The organism is Chryseobacterium sp. MMO-72 (genome assembly GCF_037146035.1).
GTDB lineage: Bacteria > Bacteroidota > Bacteroidia > Flavobacteriales > Weeksellaceae > Chryseobacterium > Chryseobacterium indicum.
In genome coordinates, this window is record NZ_JBBCWG010000001.1 from 321012 (window position 1) to 339997 (window position 18986).

Here is an 18986-nt window from a genome sequence, read left to right on the forward strand (position 1 = left end):
TTTGACTAAATTTTAAGTTAAAAAGTTTATTGTAAATTTTCAAACAAAAAACCGCTCTGAAAATCAGAACGGTTTATATATTAAATTGTCTCAGCGACACGCTGTTACATCATTCCCGGCATTCCGCCACCCATTGGCATTGCTGGTTCGTCTTTTTTCACTTCTGTGATTACACATTCTGTTGTTAAAAGCATTCCTGAAACAGAAGCTGCATTTTCAAGGGCAACTCTTGTTACTTTAGTAGGATCGATGATCCCTGCTTCAAGCATATTTACATACTCGTCAGTTTTCGCATTGTACCCGAAATCTCCGCTTCCTTCAGCAACTTTAGCAACGATTACAGAACCTTCTCCTCCTGCGTTGGCAACGATTTGTCTCAATGGCTCTTCGATTGCTCTTTTTACGATCTTGATTCCTGTATTTTCGTCTGCATTTGCACCGGAAAGGCTTTCTAGAGAAGCGATTGCTCTTACCAAAGCAACACCACCACCTGCAACAATACCTTCTTCTACAGCAGCTCTTGTTGCGTGAAGCGCATCGTCCACTCTGTCTTTTTTCTCCTTCATTTCCACTTCAGAAGCAGCACCTACGTAAAGTACAGCAACACCTCCTGCTAATTTAGCCAGTCTTTCCTGAAGTTTCTCTCTATCGTAGTCAGAAGTAGTCGTTTCCATCTGAGCTTTGATCTGTGCAACTCTTCCTTTGATTTTGCTGTCGTCACCACCACCGTTTACAATCGTAGTGTTGTCTTTGTCGATAGAAACTTTTTCAGCAGTTCCCAACATATCTAAAGAGATGTTTTCCATTGTAAAACCTTGCTCCTCAGAAATTACCTGTCCTCCTGTTAAGATTGCGATATCTTCCAACATCGCTTTTCTTCTGTCTCCGAATCCAGGTGCTTTTACCGCAGCAATTTTAAGAGAACCTCTTAATTTGTTTACTACTAAAGTTGCCAAAGCTTCTCCTTCAACTTCTTCAGAGATAATTAATAAAGATTTTCCTCCCTGAGCAATTGGTTCAAGAACAGGAAGTAATTCTTTCATGGAAGAGATTTTTTTCTCCACCAAAAGAATGTATGGATTTTCAAGTTCAGCCAACATTTTTTCAGGATTCGTCACGAAATACGGCGACTGATAACCTCTGTCAAACTGCATCCCTTCTACAACGTCTACCGTTGTATCGATTCCTTTAGCTTCTTCTACAGTGATAACTCCTTCTTTACCAACTTTTCCGAACGCTTCAGCGATTAAAGCACCGATAGTTTCGTCGTTGTTAGCAGAAACAGAAGCTACCTGCTTTACTTTATCTGTAGAATCTCCAACTTCCTGAGACTGAGCTTTTAAATTCTCAACCACTGTTGCAACCGCTTTGTCGATTCCTCTTTTCAAATCCATTGGATTTGCACCTGCAGCTACGTTTTTAAGACCTTCTCTTACGATAGCCTGTGCCAAAACAGTAGCGGTAGTAGTACCGTCTCCTGCGATATCATTGGTTTTGGAAGCCACTTCTTTTACCATTTGCGCTCCCATGTTTTCTACTCTGTCTTCAAGTTCGATTTCTTTTGCAACTGAAACCCCGTCTTTGGTAACGTGAGGTGCACCGAAAGATTTTTCGATTACCACGTTTCTACCTTTTGGTCCTAAAGTTACTTTTACTGCATTAGCCAATGCATCAACACCTCTTTTTAAAGCGTCTCTTGATTCGATATCGAATTTTATTTCTTTTGCCATTGTTTTAAGCTTTTGGCGATTTGCTTTTAGCTTTTGGCTTTAGCAATTCGCGGTTTATTTTTTATAATTTGATTTTAATTTCCGTTAAGCCTGTTCCAAAGCGTGACAAGCTTCTTTTTTAGCAGGATTAATTCTTCTGAAAGATTTTGGTATTCATTTTCATTAATGTATTCTAAATCTTTAGCAAGAATTAATTGGTTTTCTGCTTCGTTGGATGATCCCAGCGTAATATTGATGAAATTAGCAAACTCTTTATCTGAATTTCTTCCGCTTCCTTCCGAAATATTATATCCGATAGAAGCAAATGATCTTCTGATTTGAGAGGTCAACCTAAACATTTCTTCCTTTGGGAAATTTTTGGTTGAGGTATAAATTTTTAAAGTCAGTTGATGGCTTATTTGCCAAACTTCAAATTTTTTGAAATCTCTCATTTACTATTTTCGATGCTGGAAAGCCATCTGCCGGAAGCAAAAAGCTATTAGCCAATTATTCCTAGTAAATCTCCCTCTTTTACAATTAAATAATCCTTTCCTTCCAATTTCAATTCAGAACCTGAATATTTCCCGTAAAGAACTTTGTCACCCACTTGTACAGTTGTAGGCTCATCTTTTTTGCCCGGACCAACTGCCACAACAGTACCTTCCTGAGGTTTTTCTTTTGCGGTGTCCGGAATAATAATACCTGAAGCTGTTTTAGTTTCTGCAGCGATCGGTTCGATCAAAACTCTGTCTGCTAATGGTTTAAAGTTTACTGACATAATATATTTAATTTATTAATTATTTCTGTCTTGAAATTCTCTAATTGTATGCCAACACAGGCAAAAGAAAATTTTGGCAGACTAATTTTTTTTGAACGGAAATTTTGGCAGAAAAAAAGTCACTTCAAAAATGAGGTGACTTGTATTTTATTGATGACAAGAATCTTCGTAATCGTCAATCAGTTTTTTATAGATATCAGTGTATATTGCTGATTTATATTTCATATTTATTTTTGATGCTTCAGCTCCTCTTTTACCTTTAAGTGCTGCTTTTCTTTCGTCATCGGTTGCTCTTTTCTTTTCCTTAAAAGTTTTATTGGAAAAATAATCGTTCTGTCTTGCTTCATCTACTTTTTTCAGAAACTCCGGACAGTCTGCTCCTACCATTTCATAGGCTGTATAGAATTTTTTGTATAATGTTTTAAGATTAAATAAATCTAAGGGACTTAATGAAGGATAATCTACCGGCGCAATGGCAACGGTGTCGTCTGGTTTGCTTAAATAAACCATTACATAAGTTAACTGACAATCGTTTTCGTTTCCATTGGAAGCTGCGGAATAATTATTTCCAAAATCTGCCTTGCACATCATGCTTCTGTAACCATAAAGATTTATCAGTCCTTTTTCCATCAAAGGAAGCATCAGTACTTTTCCTTCGGATTCCAGTTCCTGATCTTTGTTGATCTCTTTTACCAGACGTTTGTCCAGTTGAAATTGCTCCTGGGTTTCTTCATTTGTATACAATAAACTTTTAATATCAGAAACAGGGATTAATTGTACTTGGGTATCGCTTTTTGAAGATTTAAATTTTACTTCTTTTCTGTCTAAATTGGCATATTTAGGTCCTTTTCCCATGAAACTGAATGTTGCAACATCAGGAAGCATAAAGTCTTGCGCAAATCCTTTTTTTGTACTGCCGTCTTCCATTAGAATTTCTATGGGAAGGAAATCTCTTTTTCCTGTATAAAATTGTAGAGATTGTGCAAAGAAGTTTTGTGCTGAAAGAATAAACACCAATAAAAGGCTAAGTTTTTTCATGGATATTTTTAAAGTTTTTTATCAGGTGCAAATCTAAAAAAAGTATCCAGATTCTGAATACTTTTAAAGGATAATCTTTTTATTTTACAGATTCCATAACCATTTTTCTTCCGTCGGAATCTATTTCCTGTTTTAAAACCTTCCTTGTGGAAGAATCAATATAATACGTGACTACAGACTTTCTGTCCTGAATATCATCCGTGGTTTTTACGATCCAGACTTTCTTACCGTTAAGATCTCCTCGGATTACATTTTCTACATAGGCTTTTATAACGCCTTTTTTAGCAGCCGGATTGTAATCGAAAATCGGCATTTCTGCGGATATATTTTCTTTTAAAGGCATAAATCTTATGATTGCGGGATACGCATTGCTGTCGAAATATTCAGTAGAAATTTTTTCGTTAATAACGTCTTTTTTCTGTGCTTTTTTATCGAAATAATATCCTGTTGCTTTATTTTTTTCAAACTTAATCACCATGTCTCTCATCATATTGTAGGAAGAATGATACATCGGCTGGAAATCTGAAATTCTTACCACCGTAGAATCTGTCCATGGTTTCTCCGGAGCCTGATTCATCTTTACCGTAGTTTTAAGAAGAAGTCTGTTTTTATCTAATTTTTTTACCTCGGAGGTTATTTTCCCGATTTCCATTTTCTGGTCACCTTTCGAAGCGTACCATACTGCATCGGATATTTCATCTTTAATGTATTGTGATTCCGGTTTTACATTACTTGGAAAAATGGTTTTCTGAGCAAAAATTTGGGCACTGCTCATTATTAAAAGGATCAGAAATAGTCTCATGAATTTTTTTAATAATTAGTTGTGCCCTTTATGTAAAAGTTACAGTATTTTAGTCATTTGTGTTCTTAATTTTCACAAGCCATTTATTAAAAAAATATTGCAGCAATAAAGCAACGGGTAGATAAATTACAGTATTTCCGATAACAAATAAACCCTGAATATTTCCGCATCTTGATTTTTGATCTGCAAAGTTCAGAAAATCCTCCAAAGAGAATAGCAAAAAAGGGTATATCAAAATAATAAATGTGGTAAGTAAATAGGTTAAAAATTTCTTTGTTAACATTAATTTTTTAAACAAAAGAGCGATAAAAAACGGTACTAAAATGTACGTTAACAGTTCCAAATTCCTATTATTTATTTGATGAAATTAAATTTATCTTCAAATAACCTGCCGATCACAGGAATTGGCTTTTCTACTGAATTTACAACATTAATGATTCCGAAAATCCATAATATCAAAAATACAATTGCAAAATAGTTGATAAATGATAATGATGGCATTATTGAAGTCAGAATGCCTGCGGCAATACCAAAAGCAAATTGTGAAATAATAAGCCCGAAAGACTGTTTCAAATGATATTTTACAAAAGAATCTCTTTTGTCGCCGTTTGTAATCAGATACGCAATCAGCCATCCGATGATGATGAGGTAAGAAATGATTGCTGCATTTTTTCTGTCCATGATGAAATTATTTTTAGATGATTAATAAAATTGTGATTTGGTTAAAACAACACTGCGTGAATGGAAATTTACTTTTATTATTGATTTGTGTTTTTAAAGTGTAAGGTTTTTATTTAAAACTTAGAAATTATGATCCAGTTATTTCCGTCACTTTGTACAGAAATACCTCTTCCTCCGTCAGAATTATTAAGTGTATAGGAGTTAAAAATATTTCCGTTCAATCTGAAATTTCCTGAAACAGTTTGTGAGGCGGATGTATCGTTAATAAGATAATATATACGTCTTATGTTGGCGGAACTTGCAGCAGGCAGACTTACAGAACCCTGAACCAATAGCGTGAAATCATTATCTGCAATAGTTCCCGAAGACAAAGCTCTGATATTTCCGCCCACAGAACCTTTTACGTCCAAAGTGCTTACCGGAGCAAGATTTCCCACATTGTTTACAATCCCCATCCCTACATTTCCGGAAGCCGTCATCGTAGTAATTGTTCTGGAATTGATTACAAAATAGTGGTTTCCTCCTACTGTGCTTCTTAGCTCATGGCTAATGTTGTCTCCATTGGAAAAGTAAACCCCCAGATTAGCGTAAGGTATTCCATCTCCTCTGGTTCCCGTATAAGATCCGTCAAAAGTTGTGACCTGAGTTTCCTTTCCCTGAAAATTAGCCACTCTTAGAGTAGATTTTTCCTGTAAAGATCCCGGAATCATATAAATATCCGCACTTGCTTCCTGAATGTTTGGAATCTGATTGGTAGGACCCACAATTTCCAGCATATGACCGGAGCCTATCGTTGTAGTTCCTATTCCTACTTTTCCTTTTTTGGTCACAATAAAATCATTGGATTGCTGATCTGTTGTCGGAATTCCGGATGATGGATTATCTTTTCCGCCGTCGACATGAAAAGTGTCTAACGGATTAGGAGTATTAATACCGATCTGTGCTGTTGCAAAACCCGATATGAATATAAGAAATAATTTTGCCGTCTTTTTTGTGTTCATTATTTAAACGCTGCTATTTATTGGTTTGCATTTTTTATTTAAAATCTTAATGCAAAACTCTTTTAAATTGTCAGCCGAACAATAAAAAAGGATACCACAAAACGGCTACCTGTAGTAAAAGGCGTGACTACAAAGTGACTACATGATTTTTAAATAGCTGATGTTTAGTTTTTTAGAAGTGCTTTGAAATTGTATTCGATTTCATTATCTGTTCCTAAATAATATAATTTTGTAACATGAAAAACTATAAGCAGGTACATGATTAGCCATCTTCTGTCAAAAGCAAAAAGAAAAACGGAATTATAAAGACTGAATTATTGCTCTTTTGCGACAAGAATATCAATCGGAGAAAAATATGCTGAACTTTCCCGTTGCTCCTGACATCATTCCTGGAGCTAATCGGATTAAATGCTGAAGTTTTTCATTACATTTTAAAACCCAATATGAAGAAAATTATTTTTTTAATACTGATCCTTTTGAACGTATTTTATCTGCAGGCACAGTTGAAAGATATAAAAGTTGTAAAACTTCTGAAAGATGCTGAACTTTCAAGATTAAATGAGGATTTTTCAACGTCTTTAAAACTTATAAATAAAGCAATTTCAATATCAGAGCCTAAAAATGATGATGTTGCTCTGGCGTACGAATATGCCTCTCTAAGCAAGATCTTCACGTTTAATGACAATGTAAAAGCGGCTAAAAATGCGATAAGCAAGTCATTATATTTTGCTGAAAAATCGAAAGATGATCTCGCAAATGCTGTGGCTTTATCAGCAAGTTCCTACTTCTATAAGCATAATGAAATACTGGACTTGTCCATCCGCGATGCACAGAAAGGAATTCATTTTCTTAAAATTAAAAGAGATTACACACTCTTATCTTTGCTGTACTGGGATATGTATTATGCCTATGAGCAGTGGGGAAAACAGGATAAGGTAAAAATATATGCTCATCTGGCATTGAAGAATGCAGAAAAATCGAAAAACGTTAATTGTATAATAGATGCATATGACGCAGAAATGCATTATTACGATCATATGGAATTTGCAACCAAAAGCAAAAAATACAAAGACAGTGTATTTTATTTTGCAGAGAAGATAAATAACCTCTGCGAAAAATATCAGGAAGAGATTGGCTACACTGCCTATTCCAGAATGAACATTAATCTAGCCACCTTTTCTTTAGCTTATCTTCCTCATAATAATGATACTAAGAGGAAGATAGACCATTATTTACAGATAGTAGAACAAACAGTAAAAAATCATCCTCTTAAATATGATTATCTCACCAATGTATACGGAATAAAAGGTGCATATGCAGAAAATGAAGGCGACTTGGCAGGGGCAGAGAAATATTATCTTTTGGCAGAAGAAAAAATGCTTCAGAAAAATCCTCCCTATTACTATACCTGGATGAATGATTATCAGGCTTTGGTCAATTTATATGAAAAAAAGAAAAATTTCAACAAAGCATTTGTCTATCAAAAAAAACTGCAGGATGTTATTGGAAAAATTAATAATCAGGAACAAATAAAAAATGCCCAGAAATTAGAGATCCAATACGAAGTAGAGAAGAAAAATACAGAATTGGCAACATTGAAGGAAAGGGCAGAGAGCAGGACGCTGCAAAATTATCTTTATCTTGGAATTTTTGGGGCTACTTTAGCAGGATTGGGATTCATGTTCCGTTCTTATCATTACAAACTTAAATACTCTACACAAAGAGCAAAAGAACTGGAAGCCAAAAAGCAGGAAGCCGAACTGCAGGCAAAATTCGAAAAAGAAGAAAAAGCAAGGCTTAATCTGGAGCATGAACTCTTAGCCGTAAAACAAAGCCAGCTTCAAAAAGAGATGATAGCAAGCAGTTTGCAGCTTTCTAAAAAAAATGAAATGCTTCAGCAGATTAAAGCCAAAGCCAACGAAGGAGAAACCCATCAGATCAATAAGCTCATCAAAGAAGAAATGCTCAGAGATCATGATTTTGCCGAAATAAAATCTCAGGTACAGCAACTACATCCGGATTTTTTTAACTTACTCCATGATAAATCTGTGCAGAAACTTTCACAGTTGGACATGAAATACTGCGCCTGTCTTCATTTACAGATGAATACGAAGCAGATTGCAGGTTTATTTCATATAGAAGCCAAAAGTGTAAGAGTGGCAAAATACAGAATTAAACAGAAGTTAGGGTTGGGAAAAGAAGATGATCTGGATCTGTTTCTACAGAAAATAAGATAAAATAAAACAGATACTTTTTGAAAAGAAAGAAAAATAAATAAATCTTACGTTTTCAGAAAATATCTGTTTTAAAAATATAACTTTTACAGTTATGAATATGTTTTCATAGAAAATTTTATTTTTTTCCTGCGGCCTGCATCGGATTTACTTTTCCGTTAGAAGCGCCTCTTGCATTTCCTGTCTCTTTCTGCTTAAACAGATCGAATTTGGAAACCTGTGCCGTTCCGCCGTCGTTGCTCCAGAAATTGTTGGAAGTATCAATATCGGCAGTTTCTCTCATCGGATCAAGCTGAACAGATTTTAATTTCTTTTCAAAGTAATACGTTTTAGAAACTTTCTGCTCGTTCATTCTCCAGATCTGTGCAGAAGATTTGTCGGTAAGTTTTGTTCCGTCTTCAAAAGTAAATTCTAAAATAATCGGCATTACCAAACCTCCTTTGTTCACGAAATCAATCTGATAAGCGGTAAGGTTTTTAAATTTATCTTTTTCTTTCTGCGTTAAAGGTTCGGTTCCGTCGAATTTAGAAACGTATTCCTTATCGTTATCCACTTTTTCCTGACCTCTGTCGTATCTGTAATAGAAATCCTGTGCTTCCTTGTCTTTATCTACGTAGAAAGTAATGTTTTTATCTTCTCTGTTTCTGATTTTTGAAATGTCTTCAAATTCGTTCAGGGCAGGTTTATCAACTTTATATTTATTTTCTTTGCCTTCTCTTGGAGCTGTATTCAGATCCGGAGTTGCAATCGTCACTTTATCAATCGCGATATCTACAGGATCAGTTCCGTAGAACCATCCTCTCCAGAACCAGTCCAGATCTTCACCGCTTGCATCTTCCATCGTTCTGAAAAAATCTGCAGGTTCAGGATGTCTGAAAGCCCATCTTTTAGCATAGGTTTTAAAAGCTTTATCAAAAAGCTCTCTTCCCATGATCGTTTCACGAAGAATATTCAATCCGGTTGCCGGTTTGGAATACGCATTCGGACCAAACTGAATAATGTTTTCAGAATTACTCATAATTGGCTCCAGTTGATCTTTCGGAAGTTTCATGTAATCTACAATTGTCCAAGCCGGACCTCTTTTTGAAGGGAATTTATTGTCCCATTTTTCTTCCGTAAGATATTCCACGAAAGTATTTAAACCTTCGTCCATCCAGCTCCATTGTCTTTCGTCCGAATTAATAATCATCGGAAAGAAGTTATGTCCCACCTCGTGAATCACAACGCCCAGCATTCCGTTTTTAATTCCTTCCGAATAGGTTCCGTCTTTTTCCGTTCTTCCGTAGTTGAAGCAGATCATCGGATATTCCATTCCATTTGCCGCTTCTACAGACTGTGCGACAGGATAAGGATAAGGAATCGTGAATTCTGAGTAGGTTTTGATTGTATGTGCAACTGCTTTTGTAGAATATTTTCTGTATAATCCATAAGCTTCTTTAGGATAAAAGCTCATTGCCATTACTTTATTGTTGTTTTCAGGAATGGTAACGCCCATTCCGTCCCACACAAATTTCCTTGATGAAGTCCATGCGAAATCTCTCACGTCATTCGCTTCAAAAGTCCATGTTTTTCTTTGCTTGGAATGATTTTTCTCCGCTTTTTTAGCTTCATCCAGAGTCACGATTTCTACAGGTTCCGTAGAAGTTTTAGACTTGTTATATCTTGCCAATTGCTCAGATGTTAAAACCTGATCGTAGTTTTTACATTCTCCTGTTCCACCCACAACATGATCTGCGGGAACATTCATCGAAACTTTAAAATTTCCGAAAACAAGAGCAAATTCACCTCTTCCTGTAAACTGATGATTCTGCCATCCGTGGAAATCACTGTAAACACACATTCTCGGATACCATTGCGTCATGGTGTAAAGATCGTTTCCTTCTTCAGGGAAGTTTTCGTAACCGCCACGACCGCCCATTTTCATTCGGTTCGGGATGTTGTAATTCCAGTCTACTTTGAAAACCAGCTTTTCTCCTTTTTTCAGAACTTTAGGAAGATCAATACGCATCATGGTTTTATTGACGGTATATTTCAAAGGATTTCCTGAAGCATCGGTTACTTTTTCAAGATTTACTCCATATCCGTTATCAACTGCCGGAACTTCAGAAGCTCTCAATTGTTGGTCTGTTGCCGCTTTCGGAAGGGTAGAAGAGAAAGGAAAGTCCGCTTTCTTTACTGTTGATTGTTGATTCTCATCAAGCTGAAGCCAGATATAATCCAGATCGTCCGGAGAATTGTTATAATACGTGATCGTTTCAGAACCTTTCAGATTTCTTTTGTCTTCGTCCAGATAAGCATTGATCTCGTAATCGGCTCTGTTTTGCCAATAACCGTGACCGGGAGCTCCGGAAGCGGTTCTGTAGATATTAGGCGTAGGAAGAATGGTTCCTAACTGCTCGAATTTGTTTCCGTGGTTGCTTCCAGGATTGTTCTGGATATTTTGTGCGGTGAAACCTGTATACGCAAATACAGAAAGAGAAAGTATGGCAACTTTTAGTTTCATAACCGAAATTGTTTTAAAGATTTTCAAATATAATAATAAGTAGCTGAAAATTTGAAAATGTTTCAGCGTTAAAAAGGAATTCTTTCTAATGTCATTTTTAAAGAGAGAGCAAATACTCCCGAAGAGACAAAAAGGATCCAGTCTTTCTGATTTACTTTGAATAATTTAAGCAAAATAAAGAGCAGAATTAAAATCCCGAAAACAATGGCAATCTGTCCCAATTCCAACCCAATATTAAACCCTAAAAGAGGAACGGCAATACTCTGGCTTTTGGCAATCATCACTCTTGCAGTATTCGCAAAGCCCATTCCGTGAATCAGTCCGAAAATTAAGGCTAAATAATAATTGGCGTTATTCTGAGACTGTTTTTTATTCCGGATAAGAATATTATTCAGCGAAGTTAAAACAATCGTGAGCGGAATGAGAAACTCCACCCAGTCTGAATTGATTCTTATGATATCAAAAGTGCTTAACGCCAAAGTAATGGAATGTCCGATGGTGAAAGCGGTGACAAGAATTAAAACTTTCTTGAGATCGTTAAAAGAATATACCGCAATTAAAGCCAGAACAAAAAGCTGATGATCGAGTGCATCTAAAGAAATAATGTGTTCCCAGCCGAGATTCAGATAGAATAAAAAATCCTGCATTTTTCCAATATTATTTTTGAAACGCGATGATACAAAATTTATTTTAACTTTGTTATAAAATTCAATGGTATGCTTGTTAATATAGAATTAGAAAATGCTGAAGATTTTGTCTTTATCAAACAACTTTTAGAGAAAATAAAAGGTGTAAAATCTGTTTCTGTAAAAGAAGAAGAATTTTATGAAGACGGAACGCCAAAATGGTTTATTGATAAACTTGCAGATTATGCAGATCGTCTGGAAGATAAAGACATGGTTTCAGAAGAGGAGTTTTTTTCATATGCAAGAAAAAAAGCGTGCGAATTATATTCTCGAAAGTAGCCAGCCGGAGTTATGAAGATATTCTTGAGTTTCTTTCCCAAACATGGACTGAGAAAGAGATGGGGATTTTTATAGATGAAGCAGAAAAAGTAACAAATCAATTGAAGGAAGGTAAATTCCTACTTTTTCAAAAATATTCTAAAGACATCCGTTCAGCATTAATCGGCAAAAAACACGTAAGAATGTTCTTCCGAAAAGAAAGTGAGACTAAAATTAAAGTTCTTCTGTTCTTCGATATGCGACAAGATCCACAAAAAATCCTTGATTTATTACAATGAAAAAACTGTTTTTCTTCTTTACCGTTTTAATTATATTTTTCTCTTTTACAAAGGCAAAACATCCCTATCATGTAGGTTCTGTAGAAATTAATTATAACCAGAAATCCAAAACGTTTGAAATTACAGGGCGTTTTTTTCTGGATGATCTGGAAAACGGACTGAACAATAAATACAGCAAATCGCTTCATTTCAACGATCCGAAATTCAAAGCACAGCTCAACGAATCTCTTAAAAATTATTCAGCGGAATATTTTAAGCTAAAAGGCAATAATAAATTTCTGAATGTTAATTATGTAGGCTATGAAGAAGATCATGAATCGGTAAATATTTACCTTGAATCTGAAAAAATCGACAACCCGAAAAAAGTAGAAGCAGCGGTAAGTTTTCTGTATAATTTATTTGAAGATCAGATCAATATTGTTCACATCATTGTTAACGGAAACCGGAAAAGCGAAAAATTAACCTATCCGAACCGTTATTTATTTCAGCAGTTTTAAAAATTAATTTTCGAGCTGTAAAAGCGCATTGATTCCTTTGGCGTGTTCCAATAAATCAGGAAAAAAATCATCATAACATTCCTGAATAAAATCTTTATTCTTTAAAAAAGCTTCGTGAACTGGAATATCAATGTTTAAATATTTTGCTTTGTTCAGAACGTTTCTCATGCTGTAACCGATGTTTTTCTCGAAACGGTAATTGTAAAGCCAATCGCCTTCTTCCATTTTTTCAAGCATGATTCTGAAATTTTTAGGAAGAAATTCATAATTTTCATTCAAAACACGGTAAACTTTTCGGGAATGATTTTTCCAGCCTTCCAGAGAATTCAGACTTAAATCATTCGCTACAAAATAATCCATAGAAACATCCACAAAAGCTCCGGCATACAATCTTACCAAAGGTGCAAAAACTTTTTTTGCTTCATGAATGGCAGGATGACCGTCTGTAAAAGTATCAATAGCGCGGTGTAAAGTGATCCCGTCCTGAATATCTTTCGGAAAAGAATAACGGTCTCTGTTTTTAATGAAATCTTCCAAAAACTGACCGACAATCTGTCCGTCTGTAAAAGTAAGAAAGGAATGCGCCAAATAATTCATAAACGAATATAGAAATTTTTAAGCAAAACTTTACCGTTCTGTAAAGTTTCAACCCAGACTCCGTTTTCTGTTTCAGAATAGCTGAAATTGATTGTATTCAAAACGATTTCTTTCGGTGAAAGAAAACAGACATAAAGTTCTTCATCATTCACAAAACATTGCAACTGAACAGGAAATGAAAGAGTATTCTGAAACTGTAAATCTTTATACCCATAAACCACGGTACAATCTGAACCTAAAGGCGTAAAACGCTCATGATCCTTATAAATATCAATGGAATGAGGGAATCTTTCAATGATTTTTAAACCTGACTGTAATGCTAAGAAGTATAAAATTGAAGAAAACTGACAGATTCCGCCTCCAAAATCACTCGAAATATTGTTTTTAATTAAATTTCTTCCTTCTTTAAAATTATTTTTCTCATTCGGTTTTCCGATCAGTTTCCAGAAAGAAAAAACTTCGTTGGGATAAATAATCAGATGGTTGATTTTTTCTCCCACAATCTTCAGATTATGAAGTTTGTTCTCATAAAATTCTCCTTTCCTGATGATTTGCCGGAGTTCAGTTTTATATTCTCCAATATTTTCTGAGCTGTAATATTTCGGATAAGAATATTGGGTTTTGCTTTCGTTAATATATCTTCTCAATAATTTCAATTGCAGTTTAAAACCATGTGGAAGAAGTTTTCGTAATTGCTGTCTCATATCTTTTCTAAAACAACAATGTGATAAGAAGCCCAGTTTTTCAGGAATGTTTTACACAGCAAAATATCCAGCGGAAGAAAATATTTTCTTAGGCTTTTAGGAATTCTATGAATCGGGAACAGTAAAATTCCGGTTGAATTTTTAATTTTCCATCGTTTTCCGGCTAATTCAGAAATTTCTTTGGGTGTAAAACTGTTTCCTGCGTGCCAGTTTTCCTGTGGAGAAACAACTTTCCGTCTGTTTTTCGTGGGATAATCGAAAATTAAAGTTCCGTTTTTGGTTAATTTCGAAAAGCATTCATCCAAAAAAGCTTCCGTTTCCTTTCTGTTTTGATGCATGATGACGTGGAAACAGAAAATACAGTCAAATTCATCTGCAAAAGGGATTTTTGAAATTTCTCCTTTGGCTAAAATTTTTTCAGGATATTTTTTTCGGGCAATATTCAGCATTTCTTCACTGAAATCTGCGCCGTGAGTGGCAAAATTCAGCAGTCTTCCTGTCCCGCAACCTAAATCCAGAATTTTTGAATAACTTTTATTTCTAAAAAAGGAATTTAAAAAAGCTCTTTCCTGTTCATCGATATATTTTCCGTAGGAATTCCCGAAACGGTTTTCGTCATAGGTTTTTGCAAGATGGTTATAGTAATTGAGAATGTTGGTTTTCATCATTTAATATGGTGTGTTTTTAATTAAAATAATCTTTCATGAAAATCCTCAATTTTGCTTACCTCTTCAATTTTAATCCCGAATTTTTTCTTCGGTAATTTGTTCAGATTAGAAATAAAAATCTTTTCGTAGCCCAATTTTTCTGCTTCGGTAATTCTCTGTTCCGCCTGTGCGATCGGACGGATTTCGCCGCTTAAACCAATTTCTCCCGCAAAACAGTAATGCTCGGAAATGGCAATATCTTCATTCGAGGAAAGAATGGAAGCAACAACCGCTAAATCTAAAGCAGGATCATCGGTTTTTATTCCTCCGGTAATATTTAAGAAAACGTCTTTTGCTCCGAGTTGGAAACCTGCTCTTTTTTCCAGAACTGCAAGAAGCATATTCAATCTTTTGGCATCAAAACCGGTGGAACTTCTTTGCGGTGTTCCGTAAACTGCCGTACTTACCAAAGCCTGAATTTCCAACAGCATCGGACGGTTTCCTTCCAGCGTCACGGCTACAGAATTTCCGGAAAGTTCTTCGAATTTTTTGGTGATTAAAATTTCCGATGGATTTTTAATTTCCTTTAAACCCTGAGAAATCATTTCATAAATCCCAATCTCGGAAGTGGATCCGAAACGGTTTTTGTTGGCCCTCAATAATCTGAAAAGGTGGTTTCTGTCGCCATCGAAATTTAAAACGACATCTACCATGTGTTCCAACACTTTTGGTCCTGCGATTTGTCCGTCTTTTGTGATGTGACCGACTAAAAATACTGGAACGCTGTTTTCTTTGGCATATTTAATAATTTCATTCGAACATTCTCTGATCTGTGAAACTGTTCCGGGAGAACTTTCAATTAATTGAGACTGCAAGGTTTGAATAGAATCGATAATGACGAAATCGGGCTCCAGTTTTTTAGCTTCGTGAAGAATTTTTTCCAGATTGGTTTCTGTGAATAAAAAGCAGTTGGGATTTTGGATGTCAGTCAGACGGTCGGCTCTCATTTTAATTTGAGAAGCACTTTCTTCTCCCGAAACATAGAAGACTTTTTTCTTCATTTTCAGAGCGAGTTGAAGAAGCAGGGTAGACTTACCAATTCCCGGTTCTCCGCCGATCAGCGTAACGGATCCTAAGACAATTCCGCCTCCCAAAACACGGTTGAGTTCTTCAGAAGGTGTTTTTATTCTCGGTTCTTCATTGGTTTCAACTTCAACGATATTGATGACGTGCTGTTTGGTCTTCGAAAAGGGCGGTGTTTTGTGTGAAGTTGTTTTTTCCACGACTTCTTCCACCAAAGTATTCCATTGTCCGCAGTTTTTGCACTGTCCCATCCATTGGGAATACTGGGTTCCGCAGTTCTGACAGAAATATGCTGTTTTGAGTTTTGCCATACTGCGAAGTTCTGAAATATTTTTTAAGTGTCAATAAGATAAAATTTTAAATTTGTTTAAAAATTTAACCATGAAAATTTCAAAAAGCGCAATTTTTTTTGCCGGTATGTTCGTCGGGCATTTTATCATTTCTCCTATAAAAGATGGTCGGGCTAAAAGATTATATGATAAACTGACTGATTCTGAAGTGAATTTTAAAAATTATCATCAGACGTCAAATAAATTTAATTATAATTCAGACACGTATCGTGATGACAAAGATTATAGTTTTGATAATGAAGTTTCGGGATATTCCAAAGCTAATATCAACAATCGTTCTAATCAAATGAATTCAAACAACAACGCCTATTGGAGAAGTAGAGGGCATAATGAAAGACCTGATAATTGGCAAAATGCGGGAGGAAACAGTGGATATTCAAAGGCTGAGCTAGATAATCACGCTAACCAAATGAATCCTAATAATGAAGCTTATCATTCCAGTAGAGGAAATAAGTAATTTTAACAAAATCGAAAAACTAATCAGGGCTTGTTTTACGTTATAATAGATTACTTTTACTTTAGAATTAATTCAAAATAATATATAATGAAAAAGGTATTTTTAACTTTCGTATTTACTCTGCTCAATATTTTTAGTTTTGCGCAGACAGACTGGGCGGTAGATCCGATGCATTCTTCTGTTAATTTCAACATCAAACACATGGGAATCAGCTTTGTGCAGGGAAGATTTGATAAGTTTGACGGGAAAGCTTCCACAAAAGGCAATACTTTAGAAAATGCAGACCTTAATTTTACGGTTGAGGTAAACACTATTAATACGGGAGTTGAAATGAGGGATAAGCATTTGAAAAGCGAAGATTTTTTTAGTGCAGAAAAATATCCGACGATGAGTTTCGTAACAACTTCCATGAAGAAGGATAAAAATAACACCTACATTCTGAAAGGAAAATTAACTATAAAAGATGTAACCAGAGATGTCACTGTTCCCGTAACTTTTGGCGGAATTGCGAAAAACCAGCAGGGGAAAGAAGTGATGGGTTTCCAGACAAGTTTTACCATAAACCGTTTGGATTACGATATTAAATATGATCCTACAGGAACAGGAGTTGCTAAAGACGTGGATGTTAATCTGTATTTTGAAATGACCAAAATATAATTTGTATAACTATAAATATGATTAGAAGGGTTTCAGTTTTGGAAACCCTTTTTTATTATTTTGGAGAAAGAAGGATTTATGAATCAATTTTTAATGAAATTTTAATTTGCTAAAGATTTATTAAATTAATTACTCTGAAAAGCCTTTTCAAGCAGTAAAAATTAAAACGATTTTTGGATTTTTAATTTTATTATCAAATAAACATTTGGATTAAACTTCATCCAAAATTGCTTTGTATTTCTTTTTCCCCTAACTTTGCACAAACCTAATCTAATGAGTAAAAAGAATACAAAGTACATCTTTGTGACAGGAGGTGTAACTTCATCTTTGGGAAAGGGAATCGTTTCAGCTTCTCTTGGACTTCTACTAAAATCGCGTGGCTTCAACGTAACTATTCAAAAGCTTGATCCTTATATTAATATTGATCCGGGAACTTTGAATCCTTACGAACACGGAGAATGCTACGTAACCGAAGATGGTGCGGAGACGGATCTGGATTTAGGACACTACGAGCGTTATCTTGATGCGCCGACTTCCCAAAATAACAACGTTACAACAGGAAAAATTTACCAGACGGTAATCGAAAAGGAAAGAAAAGGAGATTTCCTTGGAAAAACAGTTCAGGTAATTCCTCATATTACGAACGAAATCAAACGCAGAATTAAAATCTTATCCAAACAGAACTACGATATCATTATTACGGAGATCGGCGGAACTGTGGGAGATATAGAATCTTTACCTTACATTGAAACGGTTCGTCAGTTAAAATGGGAGTTGGGTGAGAAAAATTCTATGGTAATTCATCTTACTTTGTTGCCTTATCTGGCTTCAAGCGGAGAATTAAAAACAAAACCTTCTCAGCATTCTGTTCGTCAGTTGATGGAGAGCGGAATTATGGCGGATGTTTTGGTTTGCCGTACGGAGCATAAGATCCCGAAAGATCAGAGAGCGAAACTGGCTCAGTTCTGTAATGTTCCTTTAGATAATGTAATTGAATGTAAAGATTTAGATACAATTTATGAAGTTCCAATGTACCTTCAGAAACAGAACTTTGATGATGTGGTTCTTAAAGAATTGGATCTGAAAAGTGATAAAGAAGCGGATCTTAAAGACTGGAAATCATTCCTTAAAAAATTCCAGAATCCTAAAAAATCTATTGAAATTGCGTTGGTTGGAAAGTATGTTTCTCTTCAGGACTCTTATATTTCCATTGCTGAGGCTTTCAAACATGCCGGAGCAGATCTTGAAACGGAAGTGAAAGTAAGATGGGTTTATAGTGGTGATTTAACTTCTGAAAATATTAAAGAAACTTTATCCGGAGTTAGCGGAATTTTGGTTGCACCGGGTTTTGGCGACAGAGGAATTGAAGGAAAAGTTCTTACGGCTCAATACGCAAGAGAAAATAAAATACCGATGTTGGGAATTTGTTTAGGAATGCAGATTATGACGATTGAATTTGCAAGAAATGTTTTAGGATACACTAAAGCGAACTCTATGGAATTCGATACTTCTACGGAGCATCCTGTAATTTCTTTAATGGAAGAACAGAAAAATGTAGTAGACAAAGGAGGAACAATGCGTCTTGGAGCATGGAAATGTTCTTTGAAAAACGGTTCTAAATTAAACGAAATCTACGGAGCAAAAAATATTACGGAAAGACACCGTCACAGATATGAATTCAACAGTGATTACATTGGAGAATTCGAGAAAAACGGTTTCTTAGCAACGGGAACAAACCCTGAAACAGGATTGGTGGAAGCGTTGGAAATGCCGGATCATCCTTTTTATGTGGGAGTTCAGTATCACCCTGAATACAAGAGTACGGTTGCAACACCGCATCCTTTATTCAGAGCTTTTATTAAAGCATGTACTTCAAAATAAAGTAATTTAAAAATTACAAACGTCATAAATAAACTCAGACTGATTATTCTCAGCCTGAGTTTATTATATAGTAATGCATTAAAGAATAGAGTTTTGATAAAAAAACAGTATTTTTGTCGACTCG

At 35.4% G+C, this 18986-nt stretch carries 20 protein-coding genes; 7 read left to right on the top strand and 13 right to left on the bottom strand.

The genetic code is table 11. From position 1 onward, the window contains the following. Positions 1 to 104: 104 nt before the first annotated feature. The 7 genes from groL to WFH39_RS01535 form a co-directional block, all read right to left on the bottom strand. On the bottom strand, positions 105 to 1730 hold the full coding sequence (gene groL, locus WFH39_RS01505) for a chaperonin GroEL (RefSeq protein WP_076390782.1): 1626 nt from the start codon (positions 1728 to 1730) through the stop codon (positions 105 to 107). 74 nt (positions 1731 to 1804) lie between these two features. Further along, on the bottom strand, positions 1805 to 2161 hold the full coding sequence (locus tag WFH39_RS01510; RefSeq protein WP_336688528.1) for a four helix bundle protein: 357 nt from the start codon (positions 2159 to 2161) through the stop codon (positions 1805 to 1807). 47 nt (positions 2162 to 2208) lie between these two features. Beyond that, positions 2209 to 2487, bottom strand: a complete 279-nt coding sequence (locus WFH39_RS01515) for a co-chaperone GroES (protein ID WP_040997294.1) — start codon at positions 2485 to 2487, stop codon at positions 2209 to 2211. A gap of 147 nt (positions 2488 to 2634) precedes the next feature. Continuing rightward, positions 2635 to 3525, bottom strand: a complete 891-nt coding sequence (locus tag WFH39_RS01520; protein WP_315085329.1) for a hypothetical protein — start codon at positions 3523 to 3525, stop codon at positions 2635 to 2637. Between the two features lie 79 nt (positions 3526 to 3604). Next, positions 3605 to 4327, bottom strand: coding sequence for a DUF3108 domain-containing protein (locus WFH39_RS01525; protein WP_336688529.1), 723 nt, complete (start codon positions 4325 to 4327; stop codon positions 3605 to 3607). Between the two features lie 354 nt (positions 4328 to 4681). Next, positions 4682 to 5008, bottom strand: coding sequence for a DUF4870 domain-containing protein (locus tag WFH39_RS01530; RefSeq protein ID WP_336688530.1), 327 nt, complete (start codon positions 5006 to 5008; stop codon positions 4682 to 4684). Between the two features lie 113 nt (positions 5009 to 5121). Next, entirely contained in the window at positions 5122 to 6009 is an 888-nt protein-coding gene (locus tag WFH39_RS01535; protein WP_336688531.1) for a hypothetical protein, read from the bottom strand. A 443-nt stretch (positions 6010 to 6452) separates the two neighbouring features. On the opposite strand from WFH39_RS01535, the gene WFH39_RS01540 reads away from it, so the two are divergent. Beyond that, entirely contained in the window at positions 6453 to 8246 is a 1794-nt protein-coding gene (locus WFH39_RS01540; protein ID WP_336688532.1) for a hypothetical protein, read from the top strand. A gap of 115 nt (positions 8247 to 8361) precedes the next feature. On the opposite strand, the gene WFH39_RS01545 is transcribed toward WFH39_RS01540, so the two are convergent. After that, positions 8362 to 10746 (bottom strand): M1 family metallopeptidase, encoded by a 2385-nt coding sequence (locus WFH39_RS01545; RefSeq protein WP_336688533.1) that lies wholly within the window; start codon positions 10744 to 10746, stop codon positions 8362 to 8364. 68 nt (positions 10747 to 10814) lie between these two features. Then, positions 10815 to 11393, bottom strand: coding sequence for a HupE/UreJ family protein (locus WFH39_RS01550; protein WP_336688534.1), 579 nt, complete (start codon positions 11391 to 11393; stop codon positions 10815 to 10817). A gap of 69 nt (positions 11394 to 11462) precedes the next feature. On the opposite strand from WFH39_RS01550, the gene WFH39_RS01555 reads away from it, so the two are divergent. Genes WFH39_RS01555 through WFH39_RS01565 form a run of 3 tightly spaced genes read left to right on the top strand, consistent with a single transcriptional unit; the run spans position 11463 to position 12486 of the window. After that, positions 11463 to 11711 carry a hypothetical protein gene (locus WFH39_RS01555; RefSeq protein ID WP_336688535.1) on the top strand — a complete coding sequence of 83 codons (249 nt, stop codon included), beginning with the start codon at positions 11463 to 11465 and terminating at the stop codon, positions 11709 to 11711. Beyond that, positions 11687 to 11989, top strand: coding sequence for a type II toxin-antitoxin system RelE/ParE family toxin (locus WFH39_RS01560; RefSeq protein WP_336688536.1), 303 nt, complete (start codon positions 11687 to 11689; stop codon positions 11987 to 11989). The genes WFH39_RS01555 and WFH39_RS01560 overlap by 25 nt, the downstream gene beginning before the upstream one ends. Further along, positions 11986 to 12486, top strand: a complete 501-nt coding sequence (locus tag WFH39_RS01565) for a DUF6702 family protein (protein WP_336688537.1) — start codon at positions 11986 to 11988, stop codon at positions 12484 to 12486. The genes WFH39_RS01560 and WFH39_RS01565 overlap by 4 nt, the downstream gene beginning before the upstream one ends. Before the next feature lie 3 nt (positions 12487 to 12489). Here WFH39_RS01565 and WFH39_RS01570 read toward each other — a convergent pair whose 3' ends face one another. From WFH39_RS01570 to radA, 4 genes are read right to left on the bottom strand one after another with little or no spacing between them, the layout of a single operon-like run. Further along, complete coding sequence (locus WFH39_RS01570; protein WP_336688538.1) at positions 12490 to 13083, bottom strand: acyl carrier protein phosphodiesterase; 594 nt, start codon at positions 13081 to 13083, stop codon at positions 12490 to 12492. After that, complete coding sequence (locus tag WFH39_RS01575; protein WP_336688539.1) at positions 13080 to 13787, bottom strand: VanW family protein; 708 nt, start codon at positions 13785 to 13787, stop codon at positions 13080 to 13082. Before WFH39_RS01575 ends, WFH39_RS01570 begins: the two co-directional genes overlap by 4 nt. Continuing rightward, entirely contained in the window at positions 13784 to 14452 is a 669-nt protein-coding gene (locus tag WFH39_RS01580) for a class I SAM-dependent methyltransferase (protein WP_336688540.1), read from the bottom strand. Before WFH39_RS01580 ends, WFH39_RS01575 begins: the two co-directional genes overlap by 4 nt. A 23-nt stretch (positions 14453 to 14475) precedes the next feature. Continuing rightward, the gene (gene radA / locus WFH39_RS01585) at positions 14476 to 15828 is read right to left on the bottom strand and encodes a DNA repair protein RadA (RefSeq protein ID WP_336688541.1); all 1353 of its coding nucleotides are present in this window, start codon (positions 15826 to 15828) and stop codon (positions 14476 to 14478) included. Between the two features lie 70 nt (positions 15829 to 15898). Here radA and WFH39_RS01590 point away from each other — a divergent pair, with 70 nt between their 5' ends. The 3 genes from WFH39_RS01590 to WFH39_RS01600 all read left to right on the top strand — a co-directional run bounded on the left by WFH39_RS01590 (position 15899) and on the right by WFH39_RS01600 (position 18862). Continuing rightward, complete coding sequence (locus WFH39_RS01590) at positions 15899 to 16324, top strand: hypothetical protein (RefSeq protein ID WP_336688542.1); 426 nt, start codon at positions 15899 to 15901, stop codon at positions 16322 to 16324. Between the two features lie 87 nt (positions 16325 to 16411). After that, on the top strand, positions 16412 to 16981 hold the full coding sequence (locus WFH39_RS01595; protein ID WP_336688543.1) for a YceI family protein: 570 nt from the start codon (positions 16412 to 16414) through the stop codon (positions 16979 to 16981). A gap of 273 nt (positions 16982 to 17254) precedes the next feature. Next, positions 17255 to 18862, top strand: coding sequence for a CTP synthase (locus WFH39_RS01600; protein ID WP_214590890.1), 1608 nt, complete (start codon positions 17255 to 17257; stop codon positions 18860 to 18862). Positions 18863 to 18986: the final 124 nt, after the last annotated feature.